10 protein-coding genes and 1 pseudogene are annotated in these 13,334 nt (G+C 69.4%); 9 read left to right on the top strand and 2 right to left on the bottom strand.

Features of this window, described 5'->3' with window-relative positions; genetic code table 11:
- Window positions 1-14 precede the first annotated feature (14 nt).
- The gene (locus tag ACIQ7M_RS10575; protein WP_386983604.1) at window positions 15-1,037 is read right to left on the bottom strand and encodes an NADP-dependent oxidoreductase; all 1,023 of its coding nucleotides are present in this window, start codon (window positions 1,035-1,037) and stop codon (window positions 15-17) included.
- A 139-nt stretch (window positions 1,038-1,176) separates the two neighbouring features.
- On the opposite strand from ACIQ7M_RS10575, the pseudogene ACIQ7M_RS10570 reads away from it, so the two are divergent.
- A pseudogene (locus ACIQ7M_RS10570) lies at window positions 1,177-1,605 on the top strand (MarR family winged helix-turn-helix transcriptional regulator); the annotation flags it as partial.
- Window positions 1,606-1,804: 199 nt separating this feature from the next.
- Here the strand turns inward: ACIQ7M_RS10570 and ACIQ7M_RS10565 are convergent.
- Window positions 1,805-2,566, bottom strand: a complete 762-nt coding sequence (locus ACIQ7M_RS10565) for a hypothetical protein (RefSeq protein ID WP_403642110.1) — start codon at window positions 2,564-2,566, stop codon at window positions 1,805-1,807.
- 265 nt (window positions 2,567-2,831) lie between these two features.
- Between ACIQ7M_RS10565 and ACIQ7M_RS10560 the strand changes: the two genes are divergently transcribed.
- The 8 genes from ACIQ7M_RS10560 (at window position 2,832) to ACIQ7M_RS10525 (ending at window position 13,216) form a co-directional block, all read left to right on the top strand.
- Window positions 2,832-3,989, top strand: a complete 1,158-nt coding sequence (locus ACIQ7M_RS10560) for a mandelate racemase/muconate lactonizing enzyme family protein (protein WP_384796938.1) — start codon at window positions 2,832-2,834, stop codon at window positions 3,987-3,989.
- Window positions 3,986-4,990, top strand: coding sequence for a zinc-binding dehydrogenase (locus ACIQ7M_RS10555; RefSeq protein ID WP_403642106.1), 1,005 nt, complete (start codon window positions 3,986-3,988; stop codon window positions 4,988-4,990). Before ACIQ7M_RS10560 ends, ACIQ7M_RS10555 begins: the two co-directional genes overlap by 4 nt.
- A gap of 84 nt (window positions 4,991-5,074) precedes the next feature.
- Window positions 5,075-6,076: a hypothetical protein gene (locus tag ACIQ7M_RS10550; protein WP_389839292.1), complete on the top strand. Its 1,002-nt coding sequence runs from the start codon at window positions 5,075-5,077 to the stop codon at window positions 6,074-6,076.
- A 139-nt stretch (window positions 6,077-6,215) separates the two neighbouring features.
- On the top strand, window positions 6,216-7,328 hold the full coding sequence (gene chvE, locus ACIQ7M_RS10545) for a multiple monosaccharide ABC transporter substrate-binding protein (protein WP_355770666.1): 1,113 nt from the start codon (window positions 6,216-6,218) through the stop codon (window positions 7,326-7,328).
- A 32-nt stretch (window positions 7,329-7,360) separates the two neighbouring features.
- Window positions 7,361-8,911, top strand: a complete 1,551-nt coding sequence (gene mmsA, locus ACIQ7M_RS10540; protein WP_403642101.1) for a multiple monosaccharide ABC transporter ATP-binding protein — start codon at window positions 7,361-7,363, stop codon at window positions 8,909-8,911.
- Window positions 8,908-10,152 carry a multiple monosaccharide ABC transporter permease gene (mmsB, locus tag ACIQ7M_RS10535; RefSeq protein ID WP_355770672.1) on the top strand — a complete coding sequence of 415 codons (1,245 nt, stop codon included), beginning with the start codon at window positions 8,908-8,910 and terminating at the stop codon, window positions 10,150-10,152. The genes mmsA and mmsB overlap by 4 nt, the downstream gene beginning before the upstream one ends.
- A 56-nt stretch (window positions 10,153-10,208) precedes the next feature.
- Window positions 10,209-11,354: an aldose epimerase family protein gene (locus tag ACIQ7M_RS10530; protein WP_403642097.1), complete on the top strand. Its 1,146-nt coding sequence runs from the start codon at window positions 10,209-10,211 to the stop codon at window positions 11,352-11,354.
- A 161-nt stretch (window positions 11,355-11,515) separates the two neighbouring features.
- Window positions 11,516-13,216 carry an aminotransferase class I/II-fold pyridoxal phosphate-dependent enzyme gene (locus ACIQ7M_RS10525; protein WP_355773560.1) on the top strand — a complete coding sequence of 567 codons (1,701 nt, stop codon included), beginning with the start codon at window positions 11,516-11,518 and terminating at the stop codon, window positions 13,214-13,216.
- Window positions 13,217-13,334: the final 118 nt, after the last annotated feature.

Here is a 13,334-nt window from a genome sequence, read left to right as displayed (position 1 = left end):
CGCCCCCGCCGGGGTCAGAGCTTGACGATCATCTTTCCGATGTTGTCGCCGCGCAGGACGCCGAAGAACGCCTCCACGTTGTTCTCGATGCCCTCGACGATCGTCTCGGCGTACTTCAGCTCGCCGGAGCGGATCCAGCCGCCGACCTCCCGCACGAACTCCTGCTGGAGGTCGTAGTGGTCGCCGACGAGGAAGCCCTGGATGCGGCCGCGGGTCTGGATCAGCCGGGCCAGGTTCCGCGGACCCGGGGCGGGCTCGGTGCTGTTGTAGACGGAGATCATGCCGCAGACCGCGATGCGGCCGTCCCGGTTCAGGGAGCCGATGGCGGCCTCCAGGTGGTCGCCGCCCACGTTGTCGAAGTAGACGTCGACGCCGTCGGGCGCGGCCTCGCGGAGCTGCTGGGAGACCGGGCCGCTCTTGTAGTTGAAGGCCGCGTCGAAGCCGTACTCGTCGACGAGCAGTTTGACCTTCTCGTCGGACCCGGCGGAACCGATGACGCGGGAGGCGCCCTTGAGGCGGGCGATCTGGCCCACCTGGCTGCCGACGGCGCCGGCGGCGCCGGACACGAAGACGGAGTCGCCCTCCTTGAAGGAGGCGGTGCGCAGGAGCCCGGCGTACGCGGTGAGGCCGGTCATGCCGAGGACGCCGAGGTACGTCGACAGCGGCGCGGCCTCCGGGTCCACCTTGACGGCCTGCTTGGCGTCCACGACGGCGTACTCGCGCCAGCCGAGGAAGTGCAGCACGTGGTCGCCGGGCTCGATGCCCTCGGCGTTCGAGGCGATGACCTCGCCGACCGCGCCGCCCTGCATGGTCTTGCCGAGCTCGAAGGGGGCGACGTAGGACTTGGCGGCGCTCATGCGGCCGCGCATGTACGGGTCGACGGAGACGTAGGCGTTCCGGACCAGGACCTCGCCCGGACCCGGCTGCCGGACCTCGGCCTCGACCAGGGCGAAGTCGGTGGGCTGGGGCCAGCCGACCGGACGGCTGACCAGGTGCCATTCACGGCCGGTGGAGGGAAGCTGGGGGGTCTCGGACATGAGGGTGCGCCTTTCACGGTGACCGGTGGGCGGACAGTGCTTCGGTACCTAATGCTTCACTACCTCAAACAATGAGTACCTGAAACAACGATGCTCATGAATATTTCATGATGTCAAGTAACGCGGTACGATCGAGGGCATGGCCACCCACAAGAGACCACGGATCGACCCTTTGACCGTGGAGGTCGTCGAACTGATCGGTACGGTCGTGGCCCGCTACCACGAGGAGTACGAGGACGCGGCCGCCGAACACGCCCTCACCGGCGCGCAGGCGCGGATGCTGAGCCTGCTCTCGCTGGAGCCGCTGCCGATGCGCCGCCTGGCGCAGAAGCTGAGGTGCGAGCCGTCCAACGTCACGGGGATCGTGGACCGACTGGAGACGCGGGGGCTGGTGGAGCGCCGCCCGGACCCCGCGGACCGCCGCGTGAAACTGGCGGCGGCGACGGCCGAGGGCCGCAGAATCGCCGGCGGGCTGCGCGACTCGCTCGACTTCGCCCGCGAACCCCTGGCGGAGCTCTCGGACCAGGAACGACTGGCCCTGCGCGACCTGCTGCGCCGCATGCTGGGCGGGACCCCGGGCGACGCGGGCGGCGCGGGCGGCGCGGGCGACGGCGCCCGAGGGCGCGAGCGCCGGGGTCGTCCGGAGGACCCGCAGGACCCGTAACCGGAGAGACCGGGTGCCGGAGAGCCCCGAAACGGGAGGGCCCGGAACCGGGAGGGCGGAGGGCCGGGAAGAGGTCAGCCCGTACCGGAAGGCACCCCTGCGGCTACGTGCACCACCACAGGAAGCGGTTGCAGTCGCCCGAGGACGAGGGCGCCGGGGTGGGTGCCGCCGTCGTCGGGCCCGTGGTGGCGGGGGCCGATGCGCCCGGGGCCGAGGAGGCGGTCGCCGGGGCCGAGGTGGACCGGCCCGGAAGGGTGCCGGCGGCCGAGGACCCGTCGCTCCCGGCACTCTTCTCGCTCGTCGCGGACGCGGACGCGGAGGGCGAGGCGGAGGTCGATCCGGAGGCCGACGGCGAGGAGGTGGACGTACGCCCGGCCGAGGGGGACTTGGAGGGGGAGCCCTTCTTGAGCAAGGACGCCGCCGGCGAGGCCGAGCCGTCGGGCGACTCCGCCGCGGCGGGGCTGGGGCCGAGCCCGGGCGCGTCGACGCCGAGTTCGGCGAGGCTCAGACCGCCGGCCGCCATGACGAAGCCGACGGCTATGTACAGGGTGCGGCGGCGCCGGCGGCGGTGCGCGGCGGCCTTGCGGTCGCGCCGACTGGTGCCGGCCGGAGCCTTCGGACCCCGCCGGTCACCCTCGCTCCCGGCCTCCGTGTCCACGACGAGACCGTCACGCCGGCGCGCGGCACGCCGGGAGCGCCACTCGACGTCGCCGTCCTCGCCCCGGTGCGCGTCGGCGTCCGCACCCGTCGACGGGCGCGCGCCGGTCTCCTCGGCGTCCGCGCCGAGTTCGTCGACCGGGGTGCCGCACCCGGGACAGGCGAAGGCGCCGTTGAGGTGCCTGCGGCACACGTGGCAGTAGTCCATGACGCGGGAAGACTAGGGTCACCGCCGGTAACGTTCCTAGGCGCAGTTGTGAAGATGTTGTGCGGAATCAAGTATTCCGGTCCGGCGGACCCAGGCATCCCCGACCATTCCCCGCCATCCTGACGCCCATCAGACGCCCATCGCGTCGAAACCGTTATGTGCGCGACCCATTGACACCCCCCGGGCCGCGTCCTTACTGTCACGCCAGCATTTCGAACGTGTGACGAAATTTCGAACAGAGCTGAAAGCACAGGGGGCATCTGCCGTGCGCATCACGGGAATCACCACACACGTGGTCGGGACACCCTGGCGGAACCTGACCTACGTCCAGGTGCACACCGACGAGGGCATCACCGGAGTCGGCGAGACCCGCATGCTGGGCCACACCGACGCGCTGATCGGCTATCTGCACGAGGCGCAGGCCAACCATATTCTCGGCTCCGACCCGTTCGCCGTCGAGGACCTGGTCCGCCGGATGAAGTACGGCGACTACGGGCGCGCCGGCGAGATCGTGATGTCCGGCATCGCGGTCATCGAGATGGCCTGCTGGGACATCAAGGGCAAGGCGCTCGGGGTGCCGGTCTGGCAGCTCCTCGGCGGCAAGGTCACCGACAGGGTCAAGGCCTACGCCAACGGCTGGTACACCACCGAACGCACCCCGGAGGCCTATCACAAGGCCGCTCAGGAGGTCGTCGCGCGGGGCTACCGGGCCCTCAAGATCGACCCCTTCGGCACGGGGCACTTCGAGCTGGACCACGAGGCCACGCTGTACTCGGTGTCGCTCATCGAGGCGGTGCGCGACGCGATCGGGCCCGAGACCGAGCTGATGCTGGAGATGCACGGCCGCTTCTCGCCGTCCACCGCGGTCCGCCTCGCCCGCGAGCTCGCCCCCTTCAAGCCCGCGTGGCTGGAGGAGCCGGTGCCGCCGGAGAACCTCAAGGCGCTGGAGAAGGTGGCCGCCAAGGTCGACATGCCCCTCGCCACCGGTGAACGCATCCACGACCGCATCGAGTTCCGCGAGCTCTTCGAGAGCCAGGCGGTCGACATCATCCAGCCCGACGTCGGCCACATCGGCGGCATCTGGGAGACCCGCAAGCTGGCCGCCACCGCGGAGGCGCACTACGTCCTGGTGGCGCCGCACAACGTCGGCGGGCCGGTCCTGACCGCCGCCTCCCTCCAGGTCGGCTTCACCTCGCCGAACTTCAAGATCCTGGAGCACTTCAACGACTTCGCCGACGCGGAGATCAAGAAGGTCGTCAAGGGCGCCCCGCAGGTCGTGGACGGCTACTTCGAGCTGTCCCACGAGCCGGGACTCGGCGTCGAGCTGGACGTCGACGCGGCGGCCGAGTTCCCGCAGCAGCAGGCCCGGTTCGACCTGTGGGCCGACGGCTGGGAGCAGCGCAAGCCCAAGGGGGCGAAGTGAGCACCGCGGTCCTCGTCGAGGGTCCGGGCGAGCACCGGCTGGTCCCGCACGAGCCGGTCCGCCCGTCGGCGGGCGAGGCGCTCGTGCGGGTGCACGCGGTCGGCATCTGCGGCAGCGACCGCGAGGTCTACCAGGGCAACCGGCCCGAGGGCTACGTCCGCTATCCCCTGACCCCGGGTCACGAGTGGTCCGGGACCGTCGAGGAGGTCGGCGCCGGTGTCCCGGCGACGCTCGTCGGCCGCAAGGTCGTCGGCGAGGGCTTCCGCAACTGCCAGGTCTGCGACCGTTGCCACGCGGGCGAGACGACGTTGTGCACGGCCGGGTACGAGGAGACGGGTTTCACCCGGCCGGGCGCGATGGCGGCCACGCTGACACTGCCGGCGCGGCTGTTGCACGTCCTGCCCGACGACGCCGATCTGAGCGCCGCCGCCCTGCTGGAGCCGGCCGCCTGCATCGCGGCCGCCGCGCTCAAGGCGAACGCGCGGCCCGGTGAGCGCGTGGCCGTGGTGGGCACCGGAACGCTCGGGATGTTCGCCGTGCAGTTCCTGAGGGCGGGCTCCCCGGCCGAGCTGCTCGTGGTGGGCACCCGCCCCGACCGGGCGGCGCTGTCACGGGAGTTCGGTGCCACGGAGTTCCGCACCAGGGACCAGGAGCTCCCCGACGACTTCGACGTCGTGATCGAGACCGCCGGGTCCGCGTCCGCCGCGCGCACCGCCGCTTCCCTGCTGCGGCGCGGCGGGCGCCTGGTCCTCACGGGGATCCCGGCGCCGGGTGCCGAGGGTCTCGACCCGACCGATCTCGTCGTACGGCAGCTGGAGGTGCACACCGTGTTCGGGGCTCCGCCTCAGGCCTGGGCGCACACGGTTCGGGTCTTCGGCGCGGGTCTGCTGAACCCGACCCCGCTGGTGACGCACGAGCTGCCGCTCGCCGCGTTCCCGGAGGCCATCGAACTGGTGGGTTCCGGTGATCCCAAGGTCGGCAAGGTCCTGCTGAAGCCGTGACCACCCGAACCGTACGCCGGTACGGGGTTCCTGACGGCCCCGTACCGGCGTACACCGGGCCTCGCGCGCCCAAGGTCGCGAACCATGACCGAAATATCGAACGATGAAGGACAGCTTGTGACCGACGCCTCTCCCACGGCGCCCCGTCGACCCGGTGAGCCGGCCCTGGCCGCGCTCGGCCTGGCCGCGCCCGCTCTCTCCCCCGACGACGCCTCGCCGCACACCTTCCCCGGAGGCGGCCGCTGGCGCACCGAGGTCCCCTCCGTGGAGGGGCCCGAGGCTCTCGCCGTGGTCCTCAAGGAGGCCTCGCGGCTCGACGTGCCGATCCACCGGATCAGCCAGGGCAGCGGCATCTGGATGCTGACCGACGCCGAGATCACCGAGATGGTCGAGGCCACCGGTGAACGCGACATCGAACTCTGCCTGTTCACCGGACCGCGCGGCACCTGGGACATCGGCGCCTCGACGCGCTCCGACTCGCGCGGCGGCGGGCTGCGCGCCCGCGGCCACGACGCGATGGCCGGCTGTGTCGAGGACGCCGTCCGGGCGACGGAGCTGGGCGTCAAGTGCCTGCTCGTCGCCGACGAGGGCGTCCTGTGGACGCTGCACCGGGCGCGCGTCGCCGGGATCCTCCCGGCCGACACGACGTTCAAGGTCTCGGCGCTGATCGGTCCGGTCAACCCGGCCTCGTACGCCGTGTACGAGAACCTCGGCGCCGACTCGCTGAACGTGCCGAGCGACCTGACGCTCGATCACCTCACCGAGATCCGGCGGGTCTCCGCCGCCCCCATGGACATGTACATCGAGGCCCCCGACGATCTCGGCGGGTACATCCGGATGTACGAGGTCGCCGAGCTGATCCGGCGCGGCGCACCGCTCTATCTGAAGTTCGGGCTGTCCAAGACCCCCGGGATCTACCCGTACGGACACCATCTGCGGGACCTCACCCTGAGCACGGCCCGGGAGCGGGTGCGGCGGGGCCGTCTCGCCCTCGACCTGCTGGCACGGCACGGCGCGGACGGCGACATGGCCCCGCTCGGCTCCCGTCTGCCCGGGGCGCTCTCGCGGTTCGACACTCCCTCATAACGTTCGCACAAACCCCCTTCACACAAGCAGACACAGTCGCGCACAATCCAACACACCTTCTCAGCCTCACCTGTAACACTCCCGGAACGTCCCAGCTCCGTGAGACTCAGCCCGGTCCCAGACATCAAGGATGATGATCATGCGTAACCGCAGAGCCGCACTCGCCGCCATAGCCGGAGCCGCCTCCCTCGCCCTCACCCTCACCGCCTGTGGCCAGAGCGGCGAAGGCGGCAGCAAGGAGGACAAGGGAAGCAGCAAGGGCGGGACGATCGGCATCGCGATGCCGACCAAGTCGTCCGAGCGCTGGATCGCCGACGGCAACAACGTCGTCAAGAACCTGGAGTCCAAGGGCTACAAGACCAAGCTGGTCTACGGCGAGGACGACCCCCAGCAGCAGGTCTCCCAGATCGAGAACCTGATCACGCAGAACGTCAAGGCGCTGATCGTCGCGGCCATCGACAACAAGTCCCTGGACAACGTTCTCCAGGAGGCCGCGGACGCCCACATCCCGGTCATCGCCTACGACCGTCTGATCCTCGGCTCGAAGAACGTCGACTACTACGCGTCCTTCGACAACTCGAAGGTCGGCGAGCTCCAGGGCAACTACATCCTGCAGAAGCTCGGTCTCGCGGACGGCTCCAAGAAGGGCCCGTTCAACATCGAGCTCTTCGCCGGCTCGAACGACGACAACAACACGAAGTACTTCTTCGGCGGCGCGATGAAGGCGCTGCAGCCCTACATCGACAAGAAGCAGCTCGTCGTCCAGTCCGGCCAGACCGCGCTCAACCAGGTCACCACCCTGCGCTGGGACGGCGCCACCGCCCAGAAGCGCATGGACGACATCCTCACCAAGTCGTACGCCAGCAAGAAGGTCGACGCGGTCCTCTCCCCGTACGACGGCATCTCCATCGGCATCCTGTCGGCGCTGAAGTCGGACGACTACGGCTCCAAGAGCAAGCCGCTGCCGGTCCTCACGGGCCAGGACGCCGAGCTGGCGTCGGTGAAGTCGATCATCGCGGGCGAGCAGACGCAGACCGTCTACAAGGACACCCGCGAGCTGGCCAAGATCGCCTCGACCATGGTCGACGACGCCCTCAAGGGCAAGAAGCCGCAGACCAACGACACCACGACCTACGACAACGGCGCGAAGGTCGTCCCGGCCTACCTGCTCCAGCCGGTGAGCGTCGACAAGTCGAACTACCAGTCGGTCCTGGTCGACGGCGGCTACTACACGGCGGACCAGCTCAAGTAAGCGTCGAACCTCACGGATTGGAAGGCACGACCATGGCGGGACCCGTCCTGGAAATGCGCTCGATCGTCAAGACCTTTCCCGGCGTCAAGGCGCTGTCGGACGTCACCCTGACCGTCCAGCAGGGCGAGGTCCACGCCATCTGCGGTGAGAACGGCGCCGGCAAGTCGACCTTGATGAAGGTCCTCTCCGGCGTCCACCCGCACGGGAGTTACGAGGGCGAGGTCCTCTTCGAGGGAGAGGCCTGCGGCTTCAAGGACATCCGGGCGAGCGAGCACCACGGCATCGTCATCATCCACCAGGAACTGGCGCTGTCGCCCTACCTCTCCCTCGCGGAGAACATCTTCCTCGGCAACGAGCACGCCAAGCGCGGTTTCATCAACTGGAACACGACCCTGCGGCACGCCACCGAGCTGCTGCGCCGGGTCGGTCTGAGCGATCACCCCGAGACCCGCGTCGCCGACATCGGCGTGGGCAAGCAGCAGCTCGTGGAGATAGCCAAGGCGCTCTCGAAGAAGGTGAAGCTGCTCATCCTCGACGAGCCGACCGCGGCGCTCAACGACGAGGACAGCGACAAGCTCCTGGACCTGATCCTGGAGCTGAAGAAGCAGGGCATCACCTCGATCATCATCTCCCACAAGCTCAACGAGATCCGCAAGGTCGCCGACTCGGTGACGATCCTGCGGGACGGCCGGACCATCGAGACGCTCGATGTGAAGGCGCCGGAGACGACCGAGGACCGGATCATCAGCGGAATGGTCGGCCGGGACCTCGACCACCGCTTCCCCGAGCGCACCCCGCACCACCCGGAGGAGGGTGCGGCCCCGGCGCTGGAGATCCGCGACTGGACCGTGCACCACCCGATCGACCAGCAGCGCAAGGTGGCCGACGACGTGTCGCTGCACGTGCGGCGCGGGGAGATCGTCGGCATCGCGGGCCTCATGGGCGCCGGCCGCACCGAGCTCGCGATGAGCGTCTTCGGGCGGTCGTACGGCCGCTACGCGGGCGGGACGGTCCTCAAGGACGGCAAGGAGATCCGTACCAAAACCGTCGCCGAGGCGGTCGGCCACGGCATCGCGTACGTCACCGAGGACCGCAAGCACTACGGCCTCAACCTCATCGACACGATCAACCGCAACATCTCGTTGTCCGCTCTCGGCAAGGTGGCCAGGCGCGGGATCGTCGACGAGCACGAGGAGCGCCAGGTCGCCGAGCGCTACCGCACGTCGATGAACATCAAGGCGCCGACCGTCTTCGAGCCGGTGGGCAAACTCTCCGGCGGCAACCAGCAGAAGGTCGTCCTCAGCAAGTGGATCTTCGCGGGTCCGGACGTGCTGATCCTGGACGAGCCGACCCGCGGCATCGACGTGGGGGCCAAGTTCGAGATCTACACGGTCATCGACAAGCTGGCGGCCGAGGGCAAGGCGATCGTCTTCATCTCCTCCGAGCTGCCCGAACTGCTCGGCATGTGCGACCGCATCTACACCATGGCGGCGGGGCGGCTGACCGGTGAGTTCTCGCGGGCCGAGGCCACGCAGGAAGTGCTGATGCGTCAGATGACGAAGGACAAAGAGGTAACGCGATGAGCACCGATGTGACCAACACCCCGGCCGAGGCACCGCCCGGCAAGGGCGGCAGCGGCGACACCGGGGAGAACCTGGTGCGGCTGATGCTCGACGGCATGCGCCGCAACATGCGCCAGTACGGCATGCTGATCGCGCTCGGCCTGATCGTCGCCCTCTTCGCGGTCTGGACCGACGGAAGCACGCTGCTGCCGCACAACATCTCCAACCTGGTCCTCCAGAACAGCTACATCCTGATCCTCGCGATCGGCATGATGCTGGTGATCATCGCGGGCCACATCGACCTGTCGGTCGGTTCGCTGACGGCGTTCGTGGGCGCGTTCGCGGCCGTGCTGACGGTCCAGCACGGTGTGTCGTGGCCCCTCGCCCTGGTGCTGAGCCTCGTGGTGGGCGCCGTGGCGGGCTCGGTCCAGGGATTCCTGATCGCCTATCTCGGCATACCGTCCTTCATCGTCACCCTCGCCGGAATGCTGATCTTCCGCGGTATGACGGAGATCCTGCTCAAGGGGCAGACCCTCAGCCCGTTCCCGGGCGGCCTGCAGAAGATGGGCAACGGCTTCCTGCCGGAGGTCGGCCCGAGCACCAACTACCACAACATCACCCTGCTGCTGGGCCTGGCCGTGATCGTCTTCGTGGTCCTTCAGGAGGTCCGTGACCGCAGGCGCCAGCAGGAGTTCTCGCTGGAGGTGCTGCCGGCCAAGCTGTTCCTGCTCAAGCTGGTGGCGCTGGTCTCCGCGGTGCTCACCGTCACGCTGATGCTCGCCAGCTACAAGGGCGCGCCGATCGTGCTGCTGATCCTCGGCGCGCTGGTCGTCGGCTACGGCTACATGATGCGCAACGCCGTCTTCGGCCGCCACATCTACGCGATCGGCGGCAACCTCCCGGCGGCGAAGCTGTCGGGCGTCAAGGACAAGAAGGTCGTCTTCTATGTCTTCCTGAACATGGGCATGCTCGCGGCCCTGGCGGGTCTGGTGGTAGCCGCCCGCCTGAACGCGGCCTCTCCGAAGGCCGGCCTGAGCTTCGAACTGGAAGCGATCGCCTCGTCGTTCATCGGTGGCGCGTCCATGAGCGGCGGTGTCGGTACCGTCCTCGGCGCGATCATCGGCGGTCTGGTCCTCGGCGTGCTGAACAACGGTATGAACCTCCTCAGTGTCGGCACCGACTGGCAACAGGTCATCAAGGGCCTGGCCCTGCTGGCCGCGGTCGGGTTCGACGTGTGGAACAAGCGCAAGGTCGGTTCGTAAGTCAGCCGGGGCCCCGCCAGAAGGCGGGGCCCCCTCCATTGGGCAGGAGCCGCAAAATGGAAACGAGCAGACGTACGGTCATAGCAGCGGCGGCGGCAGCGGGGTTAACCGCGGCCACCATCGGCACGGCGCACGCAGCGGGCGGCAGCAAGCCCGTGAGGGAACTCTTCGGCAGGCTCGCCGACGGCACCAAGATCCACCGGTGGTCGCTGGCGAACGGCGGGACACGGCTCAAGGTCCTGTCCTACGGCGGAATCGTCCAGTCCCTGGAGATCCCCGACCGGCACGGCCGGTACAGGAACGTCTCGCTGGGCTTCGACAACATCGACGACTACGTCGCCAAGACCCCGTACTTCGGCGCCCTGATCGGCCGGTACGGAAACCGCATAGGCAAGGGGCAGTTCACCCTCGACGGCACGAGCCACCAGCTCTCCGTCAACGACGGCGTCAACAGCCTGCACGGCGGCGCCAAGGGCTTCGACAAGCGGGTCTGGGACGTGGAGGGCTTCGCCTCGGGCTCCGACGTCGGACTCGTCCTGCACTACACCAGCATCGACGGCGAGATGGGCTACCCCGGCACGCTCCGGGCGAAGGTCACCTACACCCTGACCCGGCACGGCGACTGGCGCATCGACTACGAGGCCACCACCGACAAGGCCACCGTCGTCAACCTCACCAGCCATGTGTACTGGAACCTCGCCGGTGAGGGCAGCGGCTCGATCTACGACCACGAACTCGAGATCGCGGCCTCCCGCTACACCCCCGTCGACTCGGGCCTGATCCCCACCGGGGAACTCGCGAAGGTCGCCGGCACCCCCTTCGACTTCCGCCGGACCAAGACCGTCGGCCGGGACATCCGGGTGGCCCACCAGCAGCTCCTGTACGGCAAGGGCATCGACCACAACTGGGTCCTCGACAAGGGGATCACGGCGAAGCCCGAGCATGTCGCGACGCTCCGCGACCCGTCCTCCGGCCGCACCCTGACGATCGCGTCGAACGAGCCCGGCCTGCAGTTCTACTCGGGCAACTTCCTGGACGGCACCCTCGTCGGCACCGGCGGTCACATCTACCGTCAGGGCGACGCGCTGTGCCTGGAGACCCAGCACTTCCCGGACTCCCCGAACCACCCGTCGTTCCCGTCGACGGTGCTGCGGCCCGGGCAGACGTACCGGACCAGCACGGTCCACTCGTTCGGTGTGTGACCGTACCTCACAGCCGGTTCACAAAATCCGCACGACCTCACAACGATTGAACAGCGCCCCATCCGTATCCGTATGAGAGGGCGGCCCGTGCTCCCCCGCGCGGGCCACCCAGAGAACGGGGGCCCGTCCTCCCCAACGGGCTCGCCCTATACGGAGGTTCCATGGCCGGCAATGTCACCTCGCTCTTTCGCGGCACCGCGGCGCACAGTCCGTCGATGGCCGCACTGACGCGGGAGGGCGACGGAGCCGGCCCGGTTGACTTCTGCATCCCCTGCAACCCGTACTTCCCCACCCCGGCGATGTTCGACGAACTCGCCGGCCGGCTGCGCGAGATCATCACCTACTACCCGAGCAGCGCCGACACGATCACCAGCGAGCTGTGCTCGCTGCTCCAACTTCCGCCGCAGTGCGTCGCGATGGGCAACGGCTCGACCGAACTCATCACATGGATCGATCACTTGCTGGTCCGTGAGTCCCTCGCGATACCCGTCCCCACGTTCGGCCGCTGGACCGACCAGCCGATGGAGACCGGCAAGCGGGTCGACATGTTCCCGCTCCAGGAGTCCAACGGCTTCGCGCTCGACCTCGCCGCCTACGCCAAGTTCATCCGCTCGCGCGGCACCAAGGTCGCCGTGATCTGCAACCCGAACAACCCCGACGGCGGCTTCCTGCCGCGCCAGTCGGTCATCCAGTTCATGGACGCGATGGCCGATCTGGACCTGGTCGTCATCGACGAGTCCTTCCTGGAGTTCGCCGACGCCGAGTCGGAGCCGAGCGTGGTCGAGGACGCGGTCATGAGACCCAACGTCATCGTGCTGCGCAGCCTCGGCAAGAACTTCGGCCTGCACGGCATCCGCTTCGGCTACATGGTCGCCAACCCCTCGCTCGCGGGCAGGGTCCGCTCGATGCTGCCGAAGTGGAACCTCAACTCCTTCGCGGAGACCGTGGTGTTCATGCTCAAGAACCACGGCAAGGAGTACATGGAGAGCCTGCACATGGTCCGCCGCGACCGGCTCGACATGGCCCGCCAGCTCTCCGCGCTGCCCGGTCTGACGATCTACCCCTCACAGGGCAACTTCCTGTTCGTCCGCCTTCCCGTCGGTGCCGAGGGCACCGTGGTCCGGGACCGGCTGCTCACCGAGCACCGCATCCTGGTCCGCGAGTGCGGCAACAAGGTCGGTTCGTCCAGCCGCTTCCTGAGACTCGTCGTACGTCCCCAGACGGATGTACGCCGCCTGGTCGCCGGCCTGGAGCAGGTGCTCTACGGGGCCAGGAAGGAAGCCGCCGTACCCGAGCTGAGCAATGGGACCGGCTACGGCTCGGGTACGGCCATGGTGGACCGCCTCGTCGGCTCGACCAACGGGGCGGGCATGCAGGGGCTGGCCGCGCAGGCGAACGCGTGGCCCGGACAGCCCGCCCCGATGCCCCAGCCGGTGGCCGCCGCCGCCCCGCAGCCCAGCCTGCCGGCCGCTCAGCAGCCGCGGCCCGCCGCCGCGTCGCCCTACCCGGCCCAGCAGCCCGCCGCCGCCCCCGGCTATCCGGCCCCGCAGCAGCCCGCGGCGGCGCAGGCCTACCCCGCCGCCCCGCAGCCCGCCAACTGGCCGGCCGCGGCCCAGGGCCCGGGTGCGATGCCGGCCCAGATGCCGCCCGCCGCCATGCAGGCCCCGTCGCCCGCCCTCCAGCCGGCCGGCCAGACCGGCATGCCCGGCATGGCGGGCGCCGCCTCCATGGGCGCGCAGGGCGGCCTGACGGCGGCCCAGGTCCGCGGCAGGACCCAGCCGGAACCACCCCCACCTCAGTCGTCGAGCAACGGCAACGGCTGGGGCGCCGTCGGCGCCATGCTGTACAACCAGGCCGGCTAGGCCACCTCTCATACCGCCGCGCGCCTACCCCGCGCGGCCGGCCTCCCCACGGGCCGGGCGGGACCCCCGCGGAATCGGCCTCCCCACGGGCCGGCCGCGGGGATCCGCCCACGACCCG

It is taken from the genome of Streptomyces sp. NPDC096324 (genome assembly GCF_044763015.1).
Lineage (GTDB): Bacteria > Actinomycetota > Actinomycetes > Streptomycetales > Streptomycetaceae > Streptomyces.
This window is presented reverse-complemented; position numbering and strand designations above follow the sequence as displayed.